The sequence below is a fragment of the Bilifractor sp. LCP19S3_H10 genome, from assembly GCF_052119185.1.
Classification (GTDB): domain Bacteria; phylum Bacillota; class Clostridia; order Lachnospirales; family Lachnospiraceae; genus Bilifractor.
Window position 1 is genome coordinate 190,092 of record NZ_JBQKFT010000001.1, and the last position, 25,396, is coordinate 215,487.

Here is a 25,396-nt window from a genome sequence, read left to right on the forward strand (position 1 = left end):
TATTTAGTGTTCTGCAACGGCAACCCCTTTTTCCAACATGCGCCCGCCGGGCGCGTAATCGCCGCCACCCGTGAAACGGGTGGTTCGGTCCGGGCTATAAGCCCGTGTTGCTAGGCCAGCGTCTCAAGGCGCTGGCTTTCACTTTATGGCTACGGGAAGTTTCTTTAATCACTTCCCGCAGCTCCGTTCAAGCCACATTGCTTTTTACTCGTCGCTGCCCCTCAAGGGGCATCCGTATTACTTACCCTGACCCTTAAAAGGGTCTTCGTATTCCTTTACGCTGAGCTTGTCCTGTATGATATCCGCCCGCTCCTGGTCTTGGATATATTTTCTGATGGTAGCTTCATTTAACCCTACTGTACTGACATAATTTCCTTCTGACCAAAAATGTCTGTTTCCAAACTTGTATTTTAAATTTGCGTGCCTGTCAAACATCATAAGGGCACTTTTCCCCTTCAAATATCCCATAAATGATGCCACACTGATCTTAGGCGGTATGCTAACCAGCACATGTACATGATCTGGCATCAGATGACCTTCGATAATTGTGACACCTTTATATGCACATAACTGATGAAGTATCTCTGCAAGGTCTTGCTTGTATTGATTGTAAATGATTTTTCGCCTATACTTTGGTGTGAACACGATATGGTACTTGCACAGCCATTTGGTATGCGCAAGGCTATTCGCCTGGTTCGCCATGAGATCACCTCTTTCTTTTAAATAGTGGCTTGGACACCTCTATTATAGAAAGAGTTGATCTCAATTGTATAACTATCTGACTCTCACCCGCATAGCGGGTGGTTTTTTATTTCGCTCGGCTCATATTTCCGTTGGGAAATACTCGCTCGAGCTCAACAGGCTAAAGCCCATAAAAAAAGCCGGAGACTGACACAGCAGTCTCCGGCCCACACATCGCATAATTATTACTTGAGGGTAACTTTTGCGCCCTGCTCCTCAACTTTAGCCTTGATATCATCAGCCTCAGCCTTGGAAGCGCCCTCTTTGATCATCTTCGGTGCGGAATCAACAAGATCCTTCGCATCCTTCAGACCAAGTCCGGTGATCTCACGAACAACCTTGATAACCTTAACCTTGTTCGGGCCAACCTCAGTCAGCTCAACGTCGAACTCGGTCTTCTCCTCTGCAGCCTCACCAGCGCCAGCGCCGGCAGCAGCTACTACAACGCCTGCAGATGCAGATACGCCGAACTCTTCCTCGCAAGCTTTTACGAGATCATTTAACTCAAGTACAGATAACTCTTTAATAGCAGCAATAAATTCTTCTGTTGTTAACTTTGCCATTGTAATTTTCCTCCAATTTAGTATTTGAATCTACTCTGTGATCCGGATCTGATAAAACGGATCGCAAAAAACCGGATCGGTAATAAACGGATCTGTGACTATGCACAGATTTCGCCGCAGATTATTCTGCAGCCGGTGCAGCCTCTGCCTCGCCATCCTTCTCCGCGATCTGTTTGATAACGCGTGCGAAGTTTGCGATCGGGGCCTGGATGCTTCCGAGCAGTCGGCCCAGCAGAACCTCTCTGCTTGGTACCTCTGCAAGAGCTTCAACAGCTTTCTGATCGTAAAGGCTGCCTTCAACGACACCCGCGATCAGCTCAAGCTGCGGATTCTTCTTTGCGAAGCCCGCAAGAATTCTCGCCGGAGCAGTCGCATCGTCCTTGGAAATGGCGATGGCGTTTGTTCCGTTCAGATACGGTACAAGGCTTTCATAATCCGTACCCTTGAATGCAAGATGCATCATTGTGTTTTTGTAGACTTTGTAGTTTACGCCGGCCTCTCTCAGGGATTTACGAAGCTCGGTATCCTGTGCTACGTTAAGTCCGCTGTAATTCACAAGGACTACGGAAGCAGCACCGTCAACTGCGCTCGAAATCTCATCAACGACCGGTTTCTTCAGTTCTACCTTTGCCATGATCTGGTATACCTCCTTATTTTGATGTGTGTACCAGCCAAATAAAAAACCGTCCGGCCATGCCGGGCGGTCTGAATTCTTCATAACAGAAAAGAATCGACATCCTCGGCAGGCGGTATTCCGCTTACGTCTTTCGACACCTGCTGTCTTCGGCGTGATACAAATGGTATCTTATCGCGCAGCCGTGAAAATGTCAAGTTCTTTTTCAAGCTCTTCGAGAATGTTCTTTGTTCAAGCTCTTCGAGAATACTTCGAAAGTACTTTTCAAGCTCTTCGAGAGTGCGCACCACAGATTTAGTGACGTACGCCCTTATGCCGGAATATCAGGAATTTACTTGCTGCATAATTCAAAATAATGACAACAACATTTGAAATTACCTTTACCACCATATCATTATATGAGAGCAGATCAACAAAAATAAACATCGCGGCAAGATCTACAAATTCAGTTCCCATTCTGCAGCCAAAAAAGGAAATAACTTCCTTTGCCACAGCCTTCTTTGTATCTGCCTCGCTGTGAAAAACCCACTTGCGATTTGTTAAGTAGGCGAATGTTACAGAGACAACCCATGCAAGAATTGTCGATACCGTCACCGGAACTTGAAGCGGGTGCGCAAATACCCAATACGACGCAATATTTACCAGGGTAGTCAGCACCCCGAAGATTGCATAAGGAATCAGATCCTTATATTTCTCAATAATGCTTGAAAAACTCATAAGAGAGCCTCCTCAGTTATTGGCCGGAATGAAAAATCGCATTCGTAAACACATTCTTCTTCTCGCGTTCTGTGCACATCGCACCGGAAATGATCCTGATCCCGACACAGAGAAGAAAAAGATAGCAAAGAAACCTTGGACGTGCCTTACTTGCGTAAATAGTGGGAGAGAATCCCATCATCCACATCGACGCAAGTCCGCCGAAGAAAAATGAAAATCCAATGATTTCTAACTTTTCAGGATGAATGATCAGAATACAACATCCAAGATATACATATGCCAGAAAATGTATCACACTGCAAATTGCCAGTAAGGCACTGAATCCAAAATTCACCGTATCGACAGGGACAAGTTTAAACAAATTGGAAAGGAAATACTCCCTCCCCAGATTCGTCAGACCGATTCTGTTAATCGTACAGAGCACAAAGAACACCAGCATGATATCCGCACCGATCACAACAGGGTCATTTCGTTTTCTGTTCTGATGCATAAGAAACACAACTGTGCCCGCCAGGAGAAGAACAATATACATCGCATCTTCCTCGATGTAATTGATTACATACCAGACGCCCCATAAAACCTTGTCAAGTGTGGAATACATATCATATTTCGGCATCTGCCCGAGTACTTCAATATGGGACCGCACTGCGTTTCCGGGAAGTCTGCAAAAATAAAATGTACATGCAGCAGCAAGAAGGAACAGCACCACAATCTGCCATTTTACCATACGTTTGACGAATACAGAATATAGAAGCAGCAGAAACAGAACGCCGCACATGAATACACCTGCCTGCTCAAAACTCGAGGCATAAACAGCTCCTGCAAATGAAAAAACATAATCCAGTACTGTGATTTTCTGTCCATAAATAAATTTCACCAGCGGATAAACAGCCGCCAGAAGCGCTGCACTTCCCCAAAGATAAAGGACATTTGCACATTTCCAGAACACCGTCCCGGTCAGGACACCTGTCGGAATCAATATAAAAATAAGTGCTGGTATAAGGCCGTAAATAAAGCCTGCGCGAAACACTCCATCCGCATCAAATACTTTTTTTATATAGATAACAAGCAACACCCATGCAAAAGCGTTAAACAAATTAAAAACAACCGGAGGAAACTGCAGCAGGATAACAAGAAGTCCCTGCGGAACGATTCTTCCACCCCAGTTATTCGAGAACCACTTCACCCAACCCGAAAAACCGCCATAGCGCTCAATACCCGCCTTAAAAACAAGGTCATCCGCCCGACTCACCATGTAGCAGCTGAGAAGGAAAAACATGGCATACAGAGCAAAATACCAGATAACTTTTTTTGCCGAATCTTTCTTCATATCCCTCATCCTCATTTAAAGATAATAAAGCTCCTGCGAACCATCTGGATTTTTCCAAATAAGGACAAGAGCCCCCTTTTTGATCCGACCTGACTTTTCTTTTGGAAGTCTGCTCTGAAATCCGCAGAATTGATAATCAATTCCATCATTAATATATTGATCTATATCGTCCCTGTTTTCCAGTTTGGTGGGAAGTATATAAACGGTCTTTCCATCGGTAAAGCCTATATGCATGTTGTTATATACGCTCTTCCTGTATGCGTCATTCCCGTAATTATAAAAGGAATACTCGACCCCCGGTTTGACACACCAGCCCTTCACCAGATAGGAGCCGTCACTACTCACTCCCTGATAGTCAATATTGTATTCAATCTCCTTTCTCTCACCAATGGAGAAAGAATTTAGTTTCTTTTCCTCAATACGATTATCTTCCCGATGAAACAATCCTAATAAAGCAACAGCACAAACGAGTGCTATTGCCATAAATATAACAACGATTACCCGTTGTGCTTTATTCGCTGGCTCTTCAGAAGCATTACCCTTCACGAACAGTTTCCTCCCTTTGTGCTTTATTTGCCGACTATTCGGAAGCATTACCCCTCACGATCAGTTTCCTCCCTGTTGTCAGGTAACGGGTCCCAGGTTTTCTCACTGATGATATAGCGTGGCCTGTGCTTTGACTCCAGGTATGTCTTCCCCACATACTCGCCTATTATTCCCATTGAAAGAAGCTGAATTCCTCCAAGAAAGCAAATGATACAGACAATGGAAGCCCATCCGGCAACTGTGTTCCCGATCACAGCCATTACAATCGCCCAGATGACACCGATGAAGCCAATGAGACTCACCCCCACACCTATTCCGCAGATGATCGAGATAGGCTTGATGGAAAGACTTGTAATACCATCAAATGCAAGTGCCAGCATTTTCCGAAGCGGATAATGGCTTCTCCCTGCCATTCTCTCATGACGCTCGTAATAAACAGAAGTGCTTTTAAAACCAACCAGAGGAAACATGCCACGTAAGAAAATATTCACTTCCTTAAAATCAGCAAAATGTGCCAGGACTCTTGCGCTTACTAATCGATAATCCGCATGATTGTAGACAACTTCCGCGCCCATATGATTAAGAAAACGGTAAAATCCCTGAGCTGTTGTACGTTTAAACCAGGTGTCGGTTTTCCTGCTTGAACGGACCCCGTAGACAATTTCGCTTCCATTGTGATATTCATCCACCATCTTATCCATTGCCGAAATGTCATCCTGTCCGTCACAATCAATAGATATTGTAATATCACACTTGTCCTTTGCCTCCATAAGGCCGGCAAGAACCGCATTCTGATGTCCTCTGTTACGTGACTGAGAAATTCCGATGAAATGATCATCTGATTTCGACAAACCCATAATAATGTCCCATGTATCATCCCTGGAACCATCATTCACAAATAAGATTCGGCTGTCTTCGCTGACTTTCCCGGCAGAGATCAGCTTCTTTAACTCTTTCAAAAATAACGGAGCTGTTAATGGAAGAACATCGCGCTCATTATAGCATGGAATAACCATCCACAGTCTTGGTTGCCGCATTGTTTTCACCTCATTCAAAAATGCACATTACCGAAAATTTTATTTCATTTAAAAAATATACATATCACAATATCACAATCGATTGCCTAAATCTATAGAAAGTCTCAATATTGAAACAGAAATCATGATCCCGGTTACTGTTCAGGCCCAACACCAGTCCGTAAACGAGATAAAACACGCTGCGCGAGTTTTATCTCGCTATCGCGACGCTCGCCGCACACGAATACTTCGCATTCGGCTGCGGCTCACTGTTCGCGTAAAAAATATCCTGCCATCTGACATCTGATCAGCTGGCAGGATGTAAATCCGTTCATTTATCATAATAAGTATTATTTCTTCGATTGTTAGATACCGCGTGTTAGATGTCACACCATAAAGTAAGCACGATCTCTCCGATCTGTCAGGCTCCCTTTTGCTTCCTCAATTCTGTCTCGAGTAGTCGAGATATTTCCAGGTACCTTTCTGACCGTAAGTAATCGCAAATCCATTCTTGTGAACTCCCTGTTCAAAGGATGGATCAAATACATGGGTTCCGCCATTATAATTATCGATTTCCACCCACCCATGTTCTTCTCGTCCTCCACCTGATGCTGCTACATAGCCAACAACCCAGTGTGCATCATAACCCAGAGCTTTTGCCATCTCATAAAACGAAGCTGATTTCCCGTAACAATCACCGCTCTGATTTGTAAAGGCAAGAGTGGCAAAGTATCTGGCTCCTCTGGACGACGGTATATCCATTGATATGTATCTGAAATTTCTTGCCCAGTTGTATGCAGCTCTCAGATTCCATCCTATCTGATCCAGTCTTGCGCAGGCCAGTGGATAAGCATCCCGGACTGTGTATTGATGGAACGTATTTGCCGTACTTCCGGGCACGCCGCTTCCCTTGGCCACTATTCGGATCTCAATTGCCTCCAGACGATACCCATAGCCGGCGGATCCACAGTCCGCCCCGTTTGACGCCCATCCGGTCCAGCCGAATCTCTGCACATGCGTGCGATAATACACATCAAAACAATTTGCCATCTCACCGGTCAGCCGGATCCGGACCGTCTCCAGGCGAAGTCCCTTTCCTACTGTCCCGGTCATCACTCCGTCAGACTTCCAGTTCTGTTCCCATCCGAATCTCTGTATATGGGCGCAGTACGAAATACCGCCCGTGAATCCGGTTGTGTTGTCCAGATGGATCTTCAGCGCCTCCATTCGCAATCCCTGTCCGGTCGTCCCGCTAAGTGCGCCGTTCGATACCTCTCCCTGACCCCATCCGTATCTCTGCACATGGGTCTGATAGGTTACTGTCGGAATGGTGAGATATGCGACATTCCGGGAGGCAGATCTCGCAGGTGCCGCCTCGTCCTTTTTTACAAGTGCCACCTCATACGCCTCGATGCGGCGGCTCAGATTCGTTGTGCCGGCCACCTCTCCGTTTTTCGCCCATGCAAGCCATCCGAAGCTCTGCACATGCACGCGGTAATAAAGATCGTACTTGTCCGCATCGGTTCCGGTCAGCTGCATGACAATTGCTTCGACCCTGAGGCTCTGTCCCGTCGTTCCCGCAACTGCCCCGTTGCTCTGCGATCCGGTCCATCCGTTCCGCTGCACATAAGTATTATATGTAATACCAAGATTCTGATCGCCCTTGACGCTGGCCCGGATCGCCTCAACACGAAGGCCTCTTCCCGTAGATCCCGCGTAAGTCTGCGTGGTTTCCCCGGAAATGACCTCTTTGTCCGGCCACCCTGTCCGCTGAACATGAGCCGCATAGCTGACAACAGGCATTTTCTGAGCGTCTTCTTCCCCTTCCTCTATTTCTTCTTCTGACTTCTCAGAAGTTTCCTTCGTTTCCGACGGGTTGGATCCTGCTTCTGTCGTCCTGCTGAAGTCCTCCTTTGCTGATGTGCTTCCACCTGTCCCGCTTCCGGATCCAGCAGTCACAGATTCTTCCGTCTCATTCGCTGATGAAGACACAGAAACCGAAGAAACAGCAGAAGGTACCACGTCCTCAGCCAGAACCGGGAGCGCAGTAAACAGCATTCCTATGGTAGTGATCGCCATGATAGATTGAACGAAAAACTTCTTTTTCATACAGCTTTCTCTCACCTCAATTCATTTCCCATCCTTGCAGCAGAATTCTTATTTCTGACAGAATCAGGTATATCCGATTATCGCTTTCAGCTCATATCTCAAAGAGCCCCATATATCTCCGTCTTAGAGCTGCTTCCGGATTGTCTCCATAATCTTCTCAGCTGATTCGAAGTTCTCCGGGAGGATATCCTCCAGAGGAATCTGGACATCAAAGGCATCATTAATTTCCTGGATCAGAAGCATCATATCAAAAGATTTCAATACACCTCCGGAAACCAGATCTGTTCTTGTAAAATCCTCTCCGGGTTTGATCTCATCCAGAATGTTCATCAGTTTTTCCATAGAATTATCCATCAGTTTTTCTCCTTTTTTATCACATTTTTTCACACTTGTTGCCTCTTACCCATGCCGCTTTCCGTTCCTCTTTGAATCACATAAGAATGTCGGATTCTAAGGGAGGCAGCTGCATCAAAAATCAGAGATCCGCGGCATTGCTTTTCAGTTTTGCCCGGTCAATTTTTCCATTCAGGTTATGCGGCATGGAATCAAGATGGACGCGGCGCCCGGGGATCATATATGCCGGCAGCATCTTGGCCAGTTCTTCGTTTACAAAAGATTCTTCCGCTTTACCTGTGTAAAACAGAATGATCCTCTTTTTCGCTTCGTTGTATACACAACAGTTTTCCTCAACCCCTTTTATTGCGGAGACATTTGCCTCGATGTCGCCCAGTTCAATCCTCTGTCCCATATATTTGATCTGGAAATCCTTGCGGCCGACAAAAATGATCTCTCCCTGGTCGTTATACTGCACGAGGTCTCCCGTATGATAGATCTTCTCCTCATAACAGGAGTTCAGAGGGTTCTGTGTGAAAACACGGTCTGTCATCTCCTGATTCCTGTAATATCCGTAGGTGAGGGAATTGCTGCGCACACAGAGTTCTCCGGATCCCCCCGCGCTGTCCGTAATTCTTCGATTGTTCTCATCCAGGATCATGAAATCATAGTTCCGGAATGGTTTTCCGATCGGGAGCCGCGCATTTTCCGGAAATTCCCGGTCAACAAAGTAATAGGACCCGCCGTCAGTAGTTTCTGTCGGTCCGTACTGGTTGATGAAATCAGCCTGAGGAAGTGCCTCCCTCCACATATTCAATTGTTTGATCGGCATAATTTCTCCACCGAACATGACCATTCGGACAGTGGAGAGATCCGAAAGCTTCAGAGCCTTCAGATTAGCCAGAACCACGAGCTCTGACGGCACCCAGTACAGTACGGTCACCTTTTTTTCTTCCAGAAAACGCATCAGAAGTGCGGGGAAGGAAAAATAAAGGCGGGGAATGATGCAGGTAGTACTTCCGTTTCGGAGTGTAGAATAAACATCAAGCAGTGACATCACGAAATACAGGGGCGCCTCGTTACCCATTACATCGCGGCTTGTGAAATGAAAGGCATCGGTTGCCGCATCCACATAGTCTACCACTGCGCGGTGCGGGGTAACGACACCCTTTGCCGTTCCGGTAGAGCCCGAGGTGAAGAGCACATATAAGACATCCGTGGGCAGGATCTTGTTCATGACATCCAGAATTTCTTCTTCCTCACAGGCAGATTCCTGCGCGTCCTCATAGATCAGAATCTCCGCGCCTCCTTTTATGGAAAGGACAGCACTTTCGTGTGACCGGTCAGTGAGGATTACCGCCGGGTCCAGAACATTCAGGATATGCCGGATCCTTGTATCTGGCATCTGTGTATCAAGAACGGTATAAAAATTGCCGCTATATGCAATTCCGAGCATTGCGGGTATACATTCCACGCGCTTGTCCATGTACACGGCCACCGGTTTTTTGAAGAGGTGACGCCTCACCAGCGCACCCGCGACATGAAGAGCTTCCTGCCTCGTTTCCGAAAAGGTAATCGTGCGATCCTTGTCAACATATGCGGCCTTATCCGGATACTTCTTTGCCGTCTCCTCCAGATATTCCATAACAAGCTTTGCCATGTATTTTCCTCCATATAAATCCGGCTGCATCAAATGCATGAATGCCAGTACATTATCCCGTATCTGGACTCATCAGAACCGCAGCACGAAAGTCTCTCATATTTCAAAGTCCTTTGCATTGCAAAGTCACTCGCAATTCGAAGCTTCTCCCATTTCAGGATCCTTCTAGGCATCGGCTTTACGATTTCTTCTCGAACAGCATATCTCTTAACAGAGCTGAAAATTTTTCCGCACTGTCTCCGTTCATATGCCCGTCATAGTCAACAAAGCAGGACACGTCATGCGAAAAACTGCTGTAGTACTCGCGGTTGAAGTTGTAATATTCTACCCCGTTTCTCTTCATATAATCACTCAGGTAATCCCAGGCAGCCTCATAATTTTCCGGAAAAGACACAAGCGAACGATCCGGCTGGGGAAGTGTAGTCGCAACAAGCCGGATATTATTTTCATCGCACAGACGGACTATTTTATTAAGATAGGAGATATTATCTTCCTTTACCTTGTCCTTTTCAAAAAGGACCGGATTCCAGCCGGGAAAGTTCTCTTCCGCAACCGGATAACGCTCAATAAATCCATCCGCATGATAGAGCATATTCGCTGTGCTGAACTGATCCGCACTGTAATCGCCGCTCAGTTTCACCCTCACATTGGATGGAATCCGCGGAAGCATACTCTTCAGAGGATACTCATAGGATGGAAACAACAGTGCCCGGAAATCGCTTTCCGGCATAATTGCAGCCAGATAGCTGAGTTTTGCCGCTGAAAACGGAAATTCGTGATAAAAGAGCAGGTAGTTGTTCCCCTTTTCCTTTTCCGTCACAAGATATCCCGGATCAACATCCAGGATCACTGTAGATGGCCGGTTCTCTTCCACAGCCAGCTTCAGCATATAGTAGGAATCGCACAGATACTCTCCTCCGTTCGCCAGGTTATGTCCCTTCAGACCCGTTCCCTTCAGCAAAGTATCCGGATCAATGCCCATGCGTGAGTTGGAGGTTCCGAGAACGACCACATCGTTCTGCCCGGATGCCAGAGCATGCACGTCATTGCGGACATACGTGCAGGGATACAAAAGCAGATCGAGAACCAGCAGTATGGCAGTAAAAACCGCCACACAGCCCACAAACTTCAGCACAGCGAAAATTTTAGTATTGTGCATAAATAAAACCTCTTTCTGCCGCCATTGGCGAAAGCAGAGCAGTCACAGCCAACAGGGCGGTAAAGATCAGAACCTGTACGAGAACCGGGCGTCGGGAAAGACATTCCCGGACCTGCATCCCCTGTTCCTGAAGAAGGCTGATGATGAACAGCAGAACGACGCCGGATCCCAGAATGATCAATGCCGTCGGCGTGTAGGAGGCGCCGAGCCTGCCGGCAGCAATAGATAAAAACTGGGAGGGATGCAGTCTTGTAAAGCTGAAATAAATTACCTTCACAGCTTCGCCAAAATTCTTCGTGGTGTCAAAGAGCCAGCCGATGTTGACAAGGATAAACGTCCGGATGATGGTAAAAAATTTCCAATACATCGATTTTTCGTTGACACGAAGAGCCGTTTTCCATTTCCGGAAGGAGTCACCAAGAAGGTTGCTCGCGGCAATGAGCACACCGTTATACAGTCCCCACCCGATGTTGTTGAGGGCGGCTCCATGCCAGAGTCCGACCACAAAAAAAACGATGATACTCGAGATGCACATCGGGATCAGGAGCCCGGTTCTCTTGCCGAAGCGTTTTCTGGCATTTTTTCCGACCTTGCCCATCCACCGGGAAAGAGTCAGGGGGTACATGACATAGTCACGCATCCATGTACCGAGGGTGATATGCCAGCGGCGCCAGAAATCGGAAATGGATACCGAAAAATAGGGGCGCCGGAAATTTTCATCCAGACGGATCCCGAAAAGTTCAGCGATTCCAAGAACAAAATCAATGCCTCCCGAGAAACTGCCATACAGTTCAACGGAGTACAGAAGTACGATAAATATCGCGATACCGGAAAATCGGTCAAGGTCGGCACAGATGGCCTTACGATAAAGTCCTGCCCAACCTGCCAGAAGCATACTCTTGAACAGTCCCCATACCATACGCATCAGACCAAATCTGAGATTCCGGAAAGATAATTCGTGTCCTTCGAGCAGCTGCGGCATTAAGGTCTTGTACCTTCCGATGGGTCCCTGAACCAGCTGCGGAAAGAACGAAACAAACAGCATATAATGGAAAAAATTCTTCTCTGCCCCGGTTCGTTTCCAGTATACGTCCAGAATATAACTCACCGTCTGAAAAGTGTAGTAGGAGATTCCAAGAGGAAGCAGAATACTCTTCAGGGAAAAATCCCCATGAAGAATCTGACCGAAAATTCCCAGAATATCATTGGTGTATTTCAACACACCCAGCATGGCAAAATCAAGCACCATGCCGAGAATAACAATTCTTCTCGCCCTCTTGCGGGATTCTTTCCTGTCTGTGTATCTGGCATAGATGCGTTCGATTGCCAGTCCTGTCAGGTACGTGACAATTGCGGAATACAACAGGCAGAGAAATGCGGGAATGCCGCAGGACAGATAAAAGACAATGCTCGCCGCAAGAAGCACAACCCAACGCCGGCCACACGGCACCAGATAATAGCAGAGCAGACAGACTGCCAGAAAGAGAAAAAACAGATTTGATGTCAGTGACATGGTCTCCTCCCCGGAAACGTAATATACAGGCGGGATATCCGCAACATGATAACGGTACAGGCGAACAAGGAAAACACAGGCATCAGCCCGCGCGCCATGTGCACCAAAGCCCTGCCTGCGTCCTCCATGAACTCATCCTGCCCTTTACCAGGTCAGTCCGTCGTCTATACATCCTTCGCCTGAGTCCGCTCCCTGATCCGTAGCAACCGGAGCCGGCGTTGTTTCCGCCTGTCCGGCGCCAGAATCGGTCGTATCCGTCGTCGAGGGTGCAGTATAAGCAGCCGATGGATCGGTATACGTATCCGACGGAGCAGTGTACGTACTGCTCTCCTCAGGTGCTGCAGCCTGTTCTGTAGCTGCCTGATCTGTTGTGCTCTGCTCTGCAGCGGGAGCCTCTGCTGCGGGTGTTTCTGTCGCCGCCTGCGTCGGATCCGGAGAAGGTGTTGCCTTGGATGCCTCCAGAGCTGCCTTCTCTGCATCCTCTGTACTGATAGTTTCTCCTGTGGACAGGGAAACATACTTCAGAAACAGGAAGGATCCATCTGTATTCAGCATAATGGATGCTGTCTTGATGTCGTTTACAGGTACGGAATGCAGTTCAAGCTCTGATTGATCATCAAAGGTCAGACGAATAGAATAGTCCGGATTAACAACCGGGGCAGAATCGGACGAATCCTCCGAATTCACCGACTTGAGAGCTTCGGATTCGTCATAATAAAGTGTACGGGTTTCACCGGCCGCGAATTTTTCACCGGATGGAAGCATATTGCTGCCATATGCTTCCTGCCCTGCGTATTTCACGCAAAAACCGGTAATTACCTTTCCGGTGGCATTCGTCAGCTCCATATGTACGATATTTGCACCTTCCGCCTTTGTACCGATGATTTTTTCCTCCTCCTTTTCTGCGGAAGAGGAAGAAACCGAACTGGTACTTGAGGAGACAACCGCCTCAAGCGCAGCCGGTGTTTCTGTCACCGACGCGGCAGATGACGCGGGAGCGGAAGTCTTTCCACAGCCTCCCAGAAGAAGCGCAGAGCCTGTGAGTATGACCGTCATCGCTGTAAGCGGAATTCTGGTAATGTTGTGCTGGAATTTCTTTTTCATGAATACATCTCCTGATAAATGATATGATTATTTATATACAGCCTTATTCGTGTCATAGTTGCCTGATGCTATACTGCTGTCATGGACAGCAGACACCCTGTTAATTTATTCTGCTTCCACTCGTATATCTCCAAGTTCCGGGTTTGCCGTAATAGAGATTAAAACCGTCCCTGCCGCTTTCATGCTGGAAATCCGGATCGAACACTCCGGTACCGCCCTGGTAGTTGTCAATTTCTACCCACGAATGAACACCGAAACCTCCGGCGCGAAGCGGAACATATCCAAACATAACATGTGCATCATATCCGAGTGCTTTTGCCATCTCATAGAAGCAGCAGGCCATCACATAACAGTCGCCGCCTCCTGTAGTAAAGCCGTATCTTGCGATTGTGCTGACATTGGAAGCAGTCAGCGCGTAAGAGGTGCTGACATACCGGAGTCCCGCGGCGGCATTCAGCGCACTGCGCAGATTCCATCCCACCTGATCCAGTCTTGCGCAGGCCTGCGGATAGGTGTCCCGGATCGTGTATTGATGGAATGTGTTTGCCGTACTTCCGGGCGCGCCGCTTCCCTTGTCCACTATTCGGATCTCAATTGCCTCCAGACGATACCCATAGCCGGCGGATCCACAGTCCGCCCCGTTTGACGCCCATCCGGTCCAGCCGAATCTCTGCACATGCGTGCGATAATACACATCAAAACAATTTGCCATCTCACCGGTCAGCCGGATCCGGACCGCCTCCAGGCGAAGTCCCTTTCCTACTGTCCCGGTCATCACTCCGTCAGACTTCCAGTTCTGTTCCCATCCGAATCTCTGTATATGGGCGCAGTACGAAATACCGCCCGTGAATCCGGTTGTGTTGTCCAGATGGATCTTCAGCGCCTCCATTCGCAATCCCTGTCCGGTCGTCCCGCTAAGTGCGCCGTTCGATACCTCTCCCTGACTCCATCCGTATCTCTGCACATGGGTCTGATAGGTTACTGTCGGAACAGTGAGATAAGCGACATTACGTGCGGCAGATCTCTCAGGTACCGCCTCTCCCTTCTTCACAATTGCAACTTCATATGCCTCGATACGGCGGCTCAGATTCGTTGTGCCGGCCACCTCTCCGTTTTTCGCCCATGCAAGCCATCCGAAGCTCTGCACATGCACGCGGTAATAAAGATCGTACTTGTCCGCATCGGTTCCGGTCAGCTGCATGACAATTGCTTCGACCCTGAGGCTCTGTCCCGTCGTTCCCGCAACTGCCCCGTTGCTCTGCGATCCGGTCCATCCGTTCCGCTGCACATAAGTATTATATGTAATACCAAGATTCTGATCGCCCTTGACGCTGGCCCGGATCGCCTCAACACGAAGGCCTCTTCCCGTAGATCCCGCGTAAGTCTGCGTGGTTTCCCCGGAAATGACCTCTTTGTCCGGCCACCCTATCCGCTGAACATGAGCCGCATAGCTGATAACGGGTATCTCCTGAGCGTCGTCTTTGTCGTCTTTCTCCTCTGTCTCTTTCTTTTCTTCTGCAGACTCCTCAGAAGTATCCTTCGTTTCCGATGAATCCGATGCGGAATCTGCCTCCGCGCTTTCTGATTCCTCCGGTGCAGTCGTCACCGTGCTCTCAGCCGCGTTGTCGCCGGAATTTTTGTTTTCGGCAGCCGGACTTCCGGTCTCTGTTGTATCGGTACTCCCTGAAGATGAACTACCCGCCGTTTCACTGCCCGCGGATGTAACCGTCGTAGTCTTGCTCTCCGCTGCACCGTTCTCTGCGGTACTGCTGCTGCCCGTCGCGGTGTCTGACGCTCCTTCTATCGTTCCGGCTCCCGAAGATACAACAGAACCATTTGCATCCGCAGCAAAAACAGGCGAGGCTGTAAACAACGTCGCAGCCGCTGTTACCACTGCTAATAGCTGAACAAACCTTTTTCTTTTCATATTCTTCCCCTTTTCCATCATCACTGAATCTGTCCAGGATATATGAATGCTCATTTTCATTTGTCAATGTATTTTTTCAGCGGCCATATCTCCTGGCAAATACTCATGTGATATGTATTATATTACTTTTGCCCACGAAATTCTATAGAAAAACGATCACGTAAAAAGTGGAAAAAAGGTCTCCGACGAAAGTTGCAGGCTAAAGCCCATAACGAGATAAAACACGCTGCGCGAGTTTTATCTCGCTATCGCGACGCTCGCCGCACACGAATACTTCGCATTCGGCTGCGGCTCACTGTTCGCGTAAAAAAATCCGGCCACTATGGCCGGATTCTAGCAGGAACGTGCCGCGAAAGCAATTTGTGCAGACCGCATTCGCAGACAGACGTTCCTTATATACAGCTTTCAAAAAAGCCCTCACATAATTTTGCGACGAAATTATGCGCTTACCTTGATCGGGTTGATCTTCACGCCCGGTCCCATTGTAGGAGCAACGGAAACGGATTTCAGATACTGACCCTTCAGTGCGGCAGGTCTGGCTTTGTTAATAGCTGCCATCAGTGTCTGGAAGTTGTCATTCAGCTGTTCTTCCGTAAAGGAAGCTTTACCGATTACAACGTGAATGATATTTGCCTTGTCAAGACGGTACTCAACTTTACCTGCTTTGATATCGTTGATCGCCTTTGTTACGTCCATGGTAACTGTTCCGGCCTTCGGGTTCGGCATTAAGCCCTTCGGTCCGAGGATACGGCCCAGACGTCCTACAACACCCATCATATCCGGTGTCGCAACAACAACGTCAAAATCAAGCCATCCTTCGTTCTGGATCTTCGGAACCAGATCCATATCGCCTACAAAATCAGCGCCGGCAGCCTTAGCCTCATCAGCCTTTGCTCCCTTTGCGAATACAAGTACACGAACGCTCTTGCCGGTTCCGTGAGGAAGTACAACAGCTCCACGTACCTGCTGATCCGCATGACGTCCGTCACAGCCTGTACGGATATGTACTTCAATTGTCTCATCAAACTTAGCTACTGCAGATTTTTTTGCAAGGGCAATTGCCTCTGCCGGATCATACAGATTTGCGCGGTCAATAGCTTTTGCAGCTTCTGCGTATTTCTTTCCGTGTTTCATTTTAAAAATACCTCCTGTGGTAGTTGCGGGATTTTCCCTCCCACGATTTGTGTCCGTCCTTCCGGCGCACATGCAAGAATTAGCGCTTTCTCCGAAGGAAACGTCAGACACTTACGAAAGTTACTGTCGACCGAATCAGTCCTCAACGACAACGCCCATGCTGCGGCAGGTTCCCGCGATCATGCTCATGGCGCTCTCTACGGATGCTGCATTAAGGTCTGGCATCTTCATCTCGGCGATCTCTTTGATCTGATCCTTTGTGATGGTAGCGACCTTTGTCTTGTTCGGTTCTCCAGAAGCCTTCTTGAGGTTGCATGCCTTCTTGATAAGTACTGCTGCCGGCGGAGTCTTTGTGATGAAGCTGAAGCTTCTGTCTGCATAAACTGTAATAACTACAGGAATGATAAGATCTCCCTTATCAGCAGTTCTTGCATTGAACTCCTTGGTAAACTGTACGATGTTTACACCGTGCTGACCAAGAGCAGGACCAACCGGCGGAGCTGGAGTAGCTTTGCCTGCAGGAATCTGTAATTTAATGTAACCTGTAACTTTCTTTGCCATTTTCGGCACCTCCTAAAATAATGTGGTATTTGCGGGAATGTCCCTCCCACTGGCCGTCAGCCGGCCTTGCGGACTTCTGCGAAGCTGATTTCAACCGGCGTCGCACGTCCGAACAGCTCAACGTTAATAGTAACGGTCTGTTTACTCTGATTGATTGCCGACACGGTACCTGTGGAATCCTTCCACACACCTCCGATAACGACAACCTGATCACCGACCTCGAGGTCGATGACAACCTTCTCACCGGCGTCAACTCCCAGCGGCTGCATCTCAGCCGGTGACAGCGGAACCGGTTTGGAACCCGGACCTACAAATCCGGTAACGCCTCTGGTATTGCGAACGACGTACCATGTGTCGTCATTCATAACCATGTTAAGGAGCACATATCCCGGAAACATCTTTCGCTGTACCTGTTTCTTCGTGCCGTTCTTTACCTCAACGACCTCCTCCATCGGTACGCGGACTTCCAGGATCTGGTCTTCAAGGTGTCTGTTTGCGATTGTCTTCTCAATGTTAGCCTTCACCTTATTCTCATAACCGGAATAAGTATGAACTACATACCATTTTGCTTCAGAATCTGACATTGATCCACCTTTTCCTTACCCAATGATCAACTGCATAACCTGCAGTCCCAGATTATCTACCAGCGTGATCAGTACGCACACAACCACCGAGATGGCAACGACTGCTGCGGTCTGTCTGCCGAGTGTCTTCGGTTCTGTCCATACGATCTTGTCCCATTCAGTCTTCAGGCCCTTCGCCCAGCTGCCCTTTTTCTTGTCGGCATTTGCTGGTTTCCCGGCCTTGTTCTTCTTTGCATCGTCTGCCATAAACTCACCTCACCAGAGAAAACGAAAGAACGAAGGCTCTCAATTACTTGGTCTCTCTGTGCAGCGTATGCTTTCTGCAGAATCTGCAGTACTTCTTGATTTCCATACGCTCCGGATGTGTCTTCTTATCCTTCGTCGTATTGTAGTTGCGCTGTTTGCATTCTGTACATGCTAATGTAATTCTGGTACGCACGACTTCCACCTCCACTGTAATAAACACTAAAATCGGGCCCAGATTTTTCTGCATTTCTGGCAAATGGGAAACGATCACGTTCACCGCCTCTTTCTACCAAAAAAGCGTAAAAAAAAAGGACCTACTTCTTTGTCGCTGTACTAGCATAGCACGAAGTAAATCCTGTGTCAATATGTGTAAATTGCAAAATCCCAGCAAATTTCAGCAGTCCTTCAGCAAAAATTTCACCGATCCGCGTCAATGTCCGGCCGTCTCAGGATAACAGAGTTGGATTCCTTCGCGTTCAAAATACTCCACCCAGTAGTCGTCCGGCTTCTGATCGGTGATCACTCCATAGATGCGCTCCAATGTATCGATTCTGGAGAACGCTGTCTTGTCGAACTTGGTGCTGTCCAGTACCAGATAGCTCTTCGCAGCCGATTCGATGGTCACCTTTTTCAGAGATGTGAACTGCTGGAGAGAATCCATGATCCCGTGATCACGGTTCAGCGCCTTGCAGGACACAAAAGCTTTATCCGCATAGTAAGCGTTCGCGGACTTCTCTGCTTCCGGGCCGATCAGGGCAAGATATCCTTCCTTGAGTGTTCCGCCCGTTGAAATAATCGTCCACCCGGGAACCTCGGACAGCTCCAGAATGATCTCGATGGAATTTGTGACCACGGTCAGTCTCTGCTTGTTCTTGATTGCCTTCGCGATAAAAAGATCTGTGGAGCTTGCGTCCAGCATGATGTGATCTCCATCATGTATGATCCCCGCCGCAATCTCCGCTATTTTCTGCTTCGCGACGACATTCTTGCGGCTTCTCACCGTGAGCGGCATATCAAAACCCACGTTCTCATTCAGCACCGCGCCGCCATAGCTTTTCGTGGCGTATCCTTCCTGCTCGAGTTTCTCCAGGTCCCGGCGGATAGTTTCTTCCGAGACGTGGTAAAGCTTGCTCAGTTCGCTGACGACAACTTTTTTGTTGTCCTGCAGCTTCTCAAGTATCAAATTACGTCGTTCAATTGCAAGCACTCTTATTTCCTCCTACATCAAGATAATGATCATACGCGCTTCGCGGGTTTTCTCTCATACTCGCGGCTGCCTCTGCTCACAATCACTTCATATTCTGATGCAGTTCACTGACCGCGCAGATAAAAAGCAGCCCCGAGAAAGGATTCCCGGAGCTGAATATTCATCTTACAGAATGGTCTGAATAATCTTCTGGTCCGGATGCGCAATCACCTGTGAATCCAAATACATTCCCTTCTCTCCTGCGATCTCCCTTGCCTTTTCAATGGAAGCTGTCACAGCAGAAACCTCACCGGTGAGCAGCATGAAGGACTTACCGCACATGCCCTTTGCGAGACGCAGTTCAATCACCTGCACAATGGCTGTCTTCGCAGCCGCATCTGCCGCCTCGATCAGCGAAGCAACATCAAAGGTCTCCAGAATACCGAGCGAATTCACCTCTCCGATCTCGCTGGCCCCGTACATTGCCGGGAAGAGAGATTCATGAGGATTTCCGAGTACGAAATTATCGATAAGCTCGGACTCATATGCCGTGCTTGCCGCTTCCACAGATGCTTTCACCGCACTGAGATCTCCGGTGATAATAGCTATATACTTTCCGGGGCAGACCGTCTGCGCCTCGACAATGTCAACGTCTGCGGTCTTTACCATCAGATCCGCCGCGGTAATACCCGTTGGAATACTCTTAAACTCAATCATTCCGATTGCTTTACTCATAGCCGCCTACGTCCTTTCTTACTCTTTTCTGATCCTGATGAACGTATCGTTCACGTCCGTTACAACGCCCGGCAGAGATGCGTGCATCGCAACTCCAAGGCCATCCGGTGCTTTCGCAACCATCTGCCTGTATTCCACGTGATCACCGACCTTGACGATCGGAACAGCCGGTGCACCGATATGCTGTCTGAGAAGGATGCGTACGGTTTTCTCGGGCTGCAGTTCATCATCCAGGGGCGCGGGCAGATCGTATTTGCTCAGTCCCAGACGGGCCTTCAGTCTGTCCTCCGGGACCTTCCGGAATTCTCTGGACGGTTTTACAGGAACCGCTTCAACAACCGGCGGCTTGATTCCCTTTGCCCTCAGCCCCGCCTTGTACTCTCCGATCAAGGTCCTCGGCGCAAGGTCCTGCGGGCACGCATACAGCTCGCAGATACCGCACTGTGAACAGAAGTTTGTATTCAGGAACGGGTTCAGATCCTGAAAATCCGCATTGGAGGCGGATCTCATAAATCTTGCGGGATCAATCGGGTGTCCGAGCGCATGACGCGAACACAAATCGGTACATGTCTCACACTGACAGCAGATTGACGCGGCTCTCGCCAGATCAATCTTGGACTTCCTGCGTTTCTTCATGACCAGCGGATGATCCTGCGGTAGAACCAGAATTGCATTTGTTGTCTTCGTAACCCTTCCATCATGCGGCTGAATACGGCCCATCATCGGACCGCCGACAAAATACACCGGATCCTCACAGGTAAGCTCTCCCGCGAGATCCACCACAGATTTGAAGGAACATCCGACAGATACAGGAACTGTGATCGGCTTTGATACCTCACCGATAATCGTCAGATATTTGAAGGTGACCGGCTTATCCTCTACCGCAGCCCGATAGATGTTGTACATGGTTTCTACATTATATACAATGCAGCCCTGCTCGATCGGAAGACCGCCCGGACGAACGACCCGTCCGGTACACTCGTAGATCAGGATGACCTCATCCCCCATCGGATATACTTCCTGAAGGTAATGAATCTTCATCTCCGGATATTTGCCGATTTCTTTTTCGACGGCTGCAATTGCATGTTCATAGGACTTCTTGATTCCGATGATCGCCTGCTTTGCCCCGACGGTCTCGGCTACCATATGGAGTCCTGCGAGTATCTCATCCGCATGGCTGCGGAGCAGCTGTCTATGTGGCTGCAGAAGCGGTTCGCATTCTGCGCAGTTTAACAGAATGGTATCCGCATTTTTATTCAACTTTGCATAGGACGGAAATCCGGCGCCACCGGCACCGACTACGCCGCCGTCCTTCAGTTTTTGCTGCAACTCCTCAAATTTCATGCTTTCTCCATTCCAGAATTATCTTCTTCAAAATAACCGTTGTCATCGATGATACCGACGATTGCCGCGTCTACCGGGGCGTCCTGCATATCACAGCCGATTCTGGCTGCGCTTCCCTGCGCAATCAAGACATATTCACCGATTCCGGCACCGATTACATCGATGGCTATGATCTGGCGCGTGTCCGCCGCCATATGATGCAGTGGTTCTACGATCATAAATTTATTTCCGACCAGCTTTTCACTTTTACGGGTGGAAATCAGACTTCCTACAACCTTTCCTGCTATCATATTTCCTCCATCATTATCCTTATATATGATTCTTTCATCTCTAAATCAAAGACAGGATTATTCTTTGTATGATTCGTTTGTCTGAAAATACAGACAGAATTATCTTTTGTATGATTATCTCATCAGAAAAATGCAGACAGAACCTTCCGACGCACATCACGCGCCGGGTTCCGTGAGCAAAAAATTTCTATTTATGTACAAGCAGTGCTGCCGAACTGCAAAGAGTTTGCCCTGCAGAACATGGCAGCACTAAAGTGTGCAAAGCACGTAGCTATCCGTAGCTTAAACAGTTTGTGGCACGTTTTATCGTATGATGGTTTACGGAATAATCGTTACCGTATCACCCTGTTTGATTCCCGCCGCATTCGCCTCGTCGGTATCGATGTGCATCTCAAGCGTAAAGCTCTTGTCAACCCGGATCACCACGTGATTGAAGATGGTACCGCGGTCATTATCGGCTTTTACGGAAACAATGTCTCCATTCTTGAGGCCGGCTGCCTCAGCATCTCTCGGAGACATATGGATGTGGCGCATCGCCACAATCGCTCCCTCGTTGAGATAAATAGCTCCCTTCGGTCCTACAATCGCGATCGGCGCGCTTCCTGCGATATCGCCGGACTGACGGATCGGTGCCTTAATGCCGAGCGTCCTCGCATCCGTTGCGGAAATCTCCACCTGTGTCTGTTTTCTCACAGGTCCCAGAATACGAACATTTTCAATGGCACGGAGCTTGAGGCCTACGATGGTAACCTGTTCATTCGACGCAAACTGCCCACCCATCAGATCCTTCTTCTTGGTGAGCTGATAGCCCGGACCGAACAGAGCCTCTACATGCTCCTGTGTCAGATGTACGTGTCTCGCGGATACACCAACCGGAACGAGAAATCCCTTAGAGGGCTTTTCCTCCGCTTTGTTTAAGGATTCGATCACCATACGGGTGATGGTTTCAATCTGATTTGTATCCAAAATGACACCTCGTTATCTGAATAAAACTTTGTATGCTTTCGTTGATAAGCCTCGCAACCCCTGAAGGTACAAATGCTTACTTATTCAGATGCGGAAGAATCATCTCAACATCCTGATGCGGTCTCGGAATTACGTGAGTCGCAACCAGCTCTCCAAGACGGGAAGCATTGTTTCCGCCGGCCTCAACCGCAGATTTAACAGCGCCTACATCTCCGCGTACCATTACAGTTACGAGTCCGGAACCGATTCTCTCTGTTCCGATCAGGCTTACGTTTGCTGCCTTGCACATTGCATCGGCTGCCTCGATTGCAGCTACAAGTCCTCTTGTCTCAACCATTCCTAAAGCTTCCTGTGTCATTTTTCTTTCCTCCTTGAAATTCGTGTGTGCGGGCTCATCCGCTTTTACTGGTGTTTTATCTGATTCTTCGATATGAACGGTTTCTGTCTTTTCTGATTCGGTTATTGAATCCCTGCTGTCCGCTTCTGCCATTTCCACAGCTTTCTCCGGCGCTGTGGGCTTTACCGCTTCTGCAGGCTTCTCCGCTTTTACTGGCTTCTCTGCTTCTGCAGGCTTCTCCGCTTTTGCGGGTTCTGCCGGTTCTGCTGTGCTGGCATCCATATTTTTCACGGTTTCCGAAATAATCTTCTTCTCTGCGGGCTTCTTCTGCTCCGCAGCCGCGGCTTTTTCTGCGGATTCATTACCGGAAGGATTTACCTTCGTTTTCTTTATTTCCGCCATGCGTAATCTCCCACTGTTCTCCATCTGCTTGCGCTCAGTTGAACCATTTTTACAATTTCCTCATGTGGGTTCGCAATGACCGCTTTCAGAGTTGGTTTCTTGATGCACTCCCTCATGACCGCGTCAACCGCTGTCTGTACTGAGGAGACATCTCCTTCAATAATCAAGGTGACCAGACGTCCTCCGAGCTTCCGTTCCCAGGAAGCAAGCCTCACATCGGCTGCCTTGCACATGATATCGACGGCGTCCATAGCTGCGGTTACGCCTACTATTTCTATAAAGCCATACGCATTTCCCATGGATCGTCAGCTCCTTCAGTGATTACTCGAGATTATGCGGCAGAATGTACTCAACATCCTCATGAGGTCTCGGAATTACGTGTGTGGCAACCAGCTCTCCAAGTCTGGATGCAGCAGCGCTTCCGGCTTCTACGGCAGCCTTTGTAGCGCCGACATCGCCGCGGACAAGTACAGTTACCAGTCCGGATCCGATCTTTTCTGTACCGATCAGATGAACTTCTGCTGCCTTGGTCATAGCATCGGCTGCCTCGATTGCAGCTGTAAGACCTCTGGTCTCAATCATACCTAAAGCTTCCTGTGACATTTCTCAAATCCTCCTGATAAGTTCAAAACTTGTCTAGTGCGCTGATTTTCAGCATCTTTTCAACACCCGGATCATCCGGATTGGGAATTACATAGTGCTGCACAACTCCGCTGATCTCTTTTGCCTTTTCGATCCCGGCCTCCATCGCCGCGTTTACTTCAGAGACATTTCCTCTGAACTTCACCGTGACGAGAAGAGGAACCGGAAGCTCATCGGCATGTGCAGGCTTATTCTTGTCAAAAACCTCCAGTGTGACATTGGCAGCCTTGCATCCGGCGTCGGCAGCCACAAAGGCGCACGTCAGACCGTAAACCTCCAGAATACCCACGGCTTTTGCCATTGTCCTGCACTCCTTTCAATCAGTATCGTAGTCATTCCGATCGATGTCAAGCATCATCAGTGATTATTTGTATTTCCGTCAAGCGGTACATTTGTAACCGCGATCTTGAATCCCTTCTGTGCCAGAGCGAACTCATGTGCCTCGTTGATCTTGTCGAGCGGGAACGCATCTGTGATCAGATCCGTTACCGGAAGACCGATTGCCTTTGCTCTCTTCAGGAAGGAGAAGGTTGTTACATAGTCTCTCAGTGTGTATACCCACGATCCGACGAGGTTGATCTCCTTGGAGCAGAGATCAAAGTGCGGATTGATGGTGGCATCTCCGTTGTTGATGAAGAAGCCAAGCTCGCACAGACCGCCGCCGTTGCGGATGAAATGGTAGATATTGGAGTGCGCGATCGGTGATCCTGTGCACTGGAAGGCAAAATCTGCCAGATGTCCGTCAAAGGTCTCCGCAACCGCGTTCGCCAGGTTGTCGATTCCCTTGTAGTTCATGAAGTTGACGGTCTTTGTCGCTCCCATCTTCTTGGAGAACTCCAGTCTGGAATCATTGCCGTCGACCGTTGTGATATTGTCGATACCCATGGTCCGAAGAACCGCTACGCACAGAAGTCCGATCGGTCCGACGCCCTGTACCACGACACGGCTGTTGAATCGAAGGATTCCGGTCGTTTTTGCTCTCTCAACCGCATGTACCAGAACTGCGGCAGGCTCGATGATGATACGGCTCTTCAGATCCATATCGGATACATTGAAAAATGTAGATCCGCGGGAACCCTTAATGAAGATGTAATCGGAGAACCATCCGTTCAGATGAATGTCATCATCCGGGATCAGTCCGTATACGTCAGCCGCTCCGACATTTTTCTTGTTCAGGTCGAACATTGTGATATCCGGATCATCCTTGAACATCATGCAGGTGACGATCTTGTCGCCGACCTTTACCGGATTTCCGGCGCTGTCAACCTTTACATTCTTACCGATCTTTACAATCTCTCCGGTTCCCTCATGTCCCAGAGCAACCGGGATCAGGCCGAAGGGATCTTTCTTGAATTCATGCTGATCGGTTCCGCAGATTCCGGTTCCCTCGACTCTTACGAGGATATCATCGTCGCCGACCTCCGGGATCGGGAACTCCTTCACATCATAGTGCTGAAGTGCTGTGAGCATCGCCACATGCGCGGTCTTCGGAATCGGACCGCTTGAGGCAGGTGCCGCGACAGGGGCATTCGCAGGTGCCGGTGTTCCGGACATGCTTGAAAGTACCTGTCTTACAATGTCCTCTATATTATTCTGATTCATATCCATTCTGTAATT

Annotated in this window: 29 protein-coding genes and 1 other annotated feature; all 29 genes read right to left on the minus strand. The window is 48.6% G+C overall.

Annotated elements, in window-relative coordinates:
- Positions 1–237: 237 nt before the first annotated feature.
- Complete coding sequence (gene tnpA, locus ACTQZS_RS00735) at positions 238–702, minus strand: IS200/IS605 family transposase (protein WP_441474123.1); 465 nt, start codon at positions 700–702, stop codon at positions 238–240.
- A gap of 224 nt (positions 703–926) precedes the next feature.
- Positions 927–1,304, minus strand: coding sequence for a 50S ribosomal protein L7/L12 (gene rplL / locus ACTQZS_RS00740; protein ID WP_279200400.1), 378 nt, complete (start codon positions 1,302–1,304; stop codon positions 927–929).
- 121 nt (positions 1,305–1,425) lie between these two features.
- On the minus strand, positions 1,426–1,938 hold the full coding sequence (rplJ, locus tag ACTQZS_RS00745) for a 50S ribosomal protein L10 (RefSeq protein WP_279200398.1): 513 nt from the start codon (positions 1,936–1,938) through the stop codon (positions 1,426–1,428).
- A 33-nt stretch (positions 1,939–1,971) separates the two neighbouring features.
- Positions 1,972–2,109: a sequence feature (ribosomal protein L10 leader region), on the minus strand.
- A gap of 123 nt (positions 2,110–2,232) precedes the next feature.
- Entirely contained in the window at positions 2,233–2,655 is a 423-nt protein-coding gene (locus ACTQZS_RS00750) for a GtrA family protein (RefSeq protein ID WP_441474124.1), read from the minus strand.
- 16 nt (positions 2,656–2,671) lie between these two features.
- Positions 2,672–3,985: a DUF6056 family protein gene (locus ACTQZS_RS00755; protein ID WP_441474125.1), complete on the minus strand. Its 1,314-nt coding sequence runs from the start codon at positions 3,983–3,985 to the stop codon at positions 2,672–2,674.
- Positions 3,986–4,000: 15 nt separating this feature from the next.
- Entirely contained in the window at positions 4,001–4,531 is a 531-nt protein-coding gene (locus ACTQZS_RS00760) for a hypothetical protein (RefSeq protein ID WP_441474126.1), read from the minus strand.
- Positions 4,532–4,578: 47 nt separating this feature from the next.
- Complete coding sequence (locus ACTQZS_RS00765; RefSeq protein ID WP_441474127.1) at positions 4,579–5,568, minus strand: glycosyltransferase family 2 protein; 990 nt, start codon at positions 5,566–5,568, stop codon at positions 4,579–4,581.
- Between the two features lie 420 nt (positions 5,569–5,988).
- A complete protein-coding gene (locus ACTQZS_RS00770; protein ID WP_441474128.1) occupies positions 5,989–7,656 on the minus strand; it encodes a transglutaminase domain-containing protein in 1,668 nt (555 codons plus the stop codon).
- A gap of 123 nt (positions 7,657–7,779) precedes the next feature.
- Entirely contained in the window at positions 7,780–8,010 is a 231-nt protein-coding gene (locus ACTQZS_RS00775; RefSeq protein ID WP_441474129.1) for an acyl carrier protein, read from the minus strand.
- 121 nt (positions 8,011–8,131) lie between these two features.
- Entirely contained in the window at positions 8,132–9,649 is a 1,518-nt protein-coding gene (locus ACTQZS_RS00780; RefSeq protein WP_441474130.1) for an amino acid adenylation domain-containing protein, read from the minus strand.
- A gap of 178 nt (positions 9,650–9,827) precedes the next feature.
- Positions 9,828–10,808, minus strand: coding sequence for a hypothetical protein (locus ACTQZS_RS00785; RefSeq protein ID WP_441474131.1), 981 nt, complete (start codon positions 10,806–10,808; stop codon positions 9,828–9,830).
- Positions 10,795–12,321, minus strand: a complete 1,527-nt coding sequence (locus ACTQZS_RS00790) for an MBOAT family O-acyltransferase (protein ID WP_441474132.1) — start codon at positions 12,319–12,321, stop codon at positions 10,795–10,797. Before ACTQZS_RS00790 ends, ACTQZS_RS00785 begins: the two co-directional genes overlap by 14 nt.
- Positions 12,322–12,465: 144 nt before the next feature.
- Positions 12,466–13,425 carry a hypothetical protein gene (locus tag ACTQZS_RS00795; protein ID WP_441474133.1) on the minus strand — a complete coding sequence of 320 codons (960 nt, stop codon included), beginning with the start codon at positions 13,423–13,425 and terminating at the stop codon, positions 12,466–12,468.
- Between the two features lie 100 nt (positions 13,426–13,525).
- A complete protein-coding gene (locus ACTQZS_RS00800; RefSeq protein WP_441474134.1) occupies positions 13,526–15,352 on the minus strand; it encodes a transglutaminase domain-containing protein in 1,827 nt (608 codons plus the stop codon).
- 438 nt (positions 15,353–15,790) lie between these two features.
- Positions 15,791–16,486: a 50S ribosomal protein L1 gene (rplA, locus tag ACTQZS_RS00805; RefSeq protein WP_441101266.1), complete on the minus strand. Its 696-nt coding sequence runs from the start codon at positions 16,484–16,486 to the stop codon at positions 15,791–15,793.
- 135 nt (positions 16,487–16,621) lie between these two features.
- Complete coding sequence (gene rplK, locus ACTQZS_RS00810) at positions 16,622–17,047, minus strand: 50S ribosomal protein L11 (protein ID WP_441101267.1); 426 nt, start codon at positions 17,045–17,047, stop codon at positions 16,622–16,624.
- Between the two features lie 56 nt (positions 17,048–17,103).
- Positions 17,104–17,631, minus strand: coding sequence for a transcription termination/antitermination protein NusG (nusG, locus tag ACTQZS_RS00815; protein ID WP_441101268.1), 528 nt, complete (start codon positions 17,629–17,631; stop codon positions 17,104–17,106).
- A 15-nt stretch (positions 17,632–17,646) separates the two neighbouring features.
- Entirely contained in the window at positions 17,647–17,877 is a 231-nt protein-coding gene (gene secE, locus ACTQZS_RS00820) for a preprotein translocase subunit SecE (protein WP_441474135.1), read from the minus strand.
- A 43-nt stretch (positions 17,878–17,920) separates the two neighbouring features.
- Positions 17,921–18,070 (minus strand): 50S ribosomal protein L33, encoded by a 150-nt coding sequence (rpmG, locus tag ACTQZS_RS00825; protein WP_441101270.1) that lies wholly within the window; start codon positions 18,068–18,070, stop codon positions 17,921–17,923.
- A 237-nt stretch (positions 18,071–18,307) separates the two neighbouring features.
- Entirely contained in the window at positions 18,308–19,084 is a 777-nt protein-coding gene (locus tag ACTQZS_RS00830) for a DeoR/GlpR family DNA-binding transcription regulator (protein ID WP_441101271.1), read from the minus strand.
- 165 nt (positions 19,085–19,249) lie between these two features.
- Positions 19,250–19,798 (minus strand): BMC domain-containing protein, encoded by a 549-nt coding sequence (locus ACTQZS_RS00835; protein WP_441474136.1) that lies wholly within the window; start codon positions 19,796–19,798, stop codon positions 19,250–19,252.
- Between the two features lie 18 nt (positions 19,799–19,816).
- Positions 19,817–21,142 (minus strand): 4Fe-4S dicluster domain-containing protein, encoded by a 1,326-nt coding sequence (locus ACTQZS_RS00840; protein WP_441474137.1) that lies wholly within the window; start codon positions 21,140–21,142, stop codon positions 19,817–19,819.
- Complete coding sequence (locus tag ACTQZS_RS00845) at positions 21,139–21,432, minus strand: EutN/CcmL family microcompartment protein (protein WP_441474138.1); 294 nt, start codon at positions 21,430–21,432, stop codon at positions 21,139–21,141. Before ACTQZS_RS00845 ends, ACTQZS_RS00840 begins: the two co-directional genes overlap by 4 nt.
- Positions 21,433–21,750: 318 nt before the next feature.
- Positions 21,751–22,365, minus strand: coding sequence for a phosphate propanoyltransferase (gene pduL, locus ACTQZS_RS00850; RefSeq protein ID WP_441474310.1), 615 nt, complete (start codon positions 22,363–22,365; stop codon positions 21,751–21,753).
- 109 nt (positions 22,366–22,474) lie between these two features.
- Complete coding sequence (locus tag ACTQZS_RS00855; protein WP_441101300.1) at positions 22,475–22,756, minus strand: BMC domain-containing protein; 282 nt, start codon at positions 22,754–22,756, stop codon at positions 22,475–22,477.
- 368 nt (positions 22,757–23,124) lie between these two features.
- Complete coding sequence (locus tag ACTQZS_RS00860) at positions 23,125–23,436, minus strand: BMC domain-containing protein (protein ID WP_441101275.1); 312 nt, start codon at positions 23,434–23,436, stop codon at positions 23,125–23,127.
- A 22-nt stretch (positions 23,437–23,458) separates the two neighbouring features.
- Positions 23,459–23,740, minus strand: a complete 282-nt coding sequence (locus ACTQZS_RS00865; protein ID WP_441101276.1) for a BMC domain-containing protein — start codon at positions 23,738–23,740, stop codon at positions 23,459–23,461.
- 22 nt (positions 23,741–23,762) lie between these two features.
- A complete protein-coding gene (locus ACTQZS_RS00870) occupies positions 23,763–24,080 on the minus strand; it encodes a BMC domain-containing protein (RefSeq protein ID WP_441101277.1) in 318 nt (105 codons plus the stop codon).
- Positions 24,081–24,136: 56 nt separating this feature from the next.
- Positions 24,137–25,387 carry a zinc-binding dehydrogenase gene (locus tag ACTQZS_RS00875; RefSeq protein WP_441474139.1) on the minus strand — a complete coding sequence of 417 codons (1,251 nt, stop codon included), beginning with the start codon at positions 25,385–25,387 and terminating at the stop codon, positions 24,137–24,139.
- Between the last annotated feature and the right edge of the window lie 9 nt (positions 25,388–25,396).

Bases quoted from the DNA above. Each gene is read 5' to 3' on its own strand.
- tnpA (WP_441474123.1), bottom strand. From the start codon at position 702: ATGGCGAACCAGGCGAATAGCCTTGCGCATACCAAATGGCTGTGCAAG.
- rplL (WP_279200400.1), bottom strand. From the start codon at position 1,304: ATGGCAAAGTTAACAACAGAAGAATTTATTGCTGCTATTAAAGAGTTA.
- rplJ (WP_279200398.1), bottom strand. From the start codon at position 1,938: ATGGCAAAGGTAGAACTGAAGAAACCGGTCGTTGATGAGATTTCGAGC.
- ACTQZS_RS00750 (WP_441474124.1), bottom strand. From the start codon at position 2,655: ATGAGTTTTTCAAGCATTATTGAGAAATATAAGGATCTGATTCCTTAT.
- ACTQZS_RS00755 (WP_441474125.1), bottom strand. From the start codon at position 3,985: ATGAAGAAAGATTCGGCAAAAAAAGTTATCTGGTATTTTGCTCTGTAT.
- ACTQZS_RS00765 (WP_441474127.1), bottom strand. From the start codon at position 5,568: ATGCGGCAACCAAGACTGTGGATGGTTATTCCATGCTATAATGAGCGC.
- ACTQZS_RS00770 (WP_441474128.1), bottom strand. From the start codon at position 7,656: ATGAAAAAGAAGTTTTTCGTTCAATCTATCATGGCGATCACTACCATA.
- ACTQZS_RS00775 (WP_441474129.1), bottom strand. From the start codon at position 8,010: ATGGATAATTCTATGGAAAAACTGATGAACATTCTGGATGAGATCAAA.
- ACTQZS_RS00780 (WP_441474130.1), bottom strand. From the start codon at position 9,649: ATGGCAAAGCTTGTTATGGAATATCTGGAGGAGACGGCAAAGAAGTAT.
- ACTQZS_RS00785 (WP_441474131.1), bottom strand. From the start codon at position 10,808: ATGCACAATACTAAAATTTTCGCTGTGCTGAAGTTTGTGGGCTGTGTG.
- ACTQZS_RS00790 (WP_441474132.1), bottom strand. From the start codon at position 12,321: ATGTCACTGACATCAAATCTGTTTTTTCTCTTTCTGGCAGTCTGTCTG.
- ACTQZS_RS00795 (WP_441474133.1), bottom strand. From the start codon at position 13,425: ATGAAAAAGAAATTCCAGCACAACATTACCAGAATTCCGCTTACAGCG.
- ACTQZS_RS00800 (WP_441474134.1), bottom strand. From the start codon at position 15,352: ATGAAAAGAAAAAGGTTTGTTCAGCTATTAGCAGTGGTAACAGCGGCT.
- rplA (WP_441101266.1), bottom strand. From the start codon at position 16,486: ATGAAACACGGAAAGAAATACGCAGAAGCTGCAAAAGCTATTGACCGC.
- rplK (WP_441101267.1), bottom strand. From the start codon at position 17,047: ATGGCAAAGAAAGTTACAGGTTACATTAAATTACAGATTCCTGCAGGC.
- nusG (WP_441101268.1), bottom strand. From the start codon at position 17,631: ATGTCAGATTCTGAAGCAAAATGGTATGTAGTTCATACTTATTCCGGT.
- secE (WP_441474135.1), bottom strand. From the start codon at position 17,877: ATGGCAGACGATGCAAAGAAGAACAAGGCCGGGAAACCAGCAAATGCC.
- ACTQZS_RS00835 (WP_441474136.1), bottom strand. From the start codon at position 19,798: ATGAGTAAAGCAATCGGAATGATTGAGTTTAAGAGTATTCCAACGGGT.
- ACTQZS_RS00840 (WP_441474137.1), bottom strand. From the start codon at position 21,142: ATGAAATTTGAGGAGTTGCAGCAAAAACTGAAGGACGGCGGCGTAGTC.
- ACTQZS_RS00845 (WP_441474138.1), bottom strand. From the start codon at position 21,432: ATGATAGCAGGAAAGGTTGTAGGAAGTCTGATTTCCACCCGTAAAAGT.
- pduL (WP_441474310.1), bottom strand. From the start codon at position 22,365: ATGGTGATCGAATCCTTAAACAAAGCGGAGGAAAAGCCCTCTAAGGGA.
- ACTQZS_RS00855 (WP_441101300.1), bottom strand. From the start codon at position 22,756: ATGACACAGGAAGCTTTAGGAATGGTTGAGACAAGAGGACTTGTAGCT.
- ACTQZS_RS00860 (WP_441101275.1), bottom strand. From the start codon at position 23,436: ATGGGAAATGCGTATGGCTTTATAGAAATAGTAGGCGTAACCGCAGCT.
- ACTQZS_RS00865 (WP_441101276.1), bottom strand. From the start codon at position 23,740: ATGTCACAGGAAGCTTTAGGTATGATTGAGACCAGAGGTCTTACAGCT.
- ACTQZS_RS00870 (WP_441101277.1), bottom strand. From the start codon at position 24,080: ATGGCAAAAGCCGTGGGTATTCTGGAGGTTTACGGTCTGACGTGCGCC.
- ACTQZS_RS00875 (WP_441474139.1), bottom strand. From the start codon at position 25,387: ATGGATATGAATCAGAATAATATAGAGGACATTGTAAGACAGGTACTT.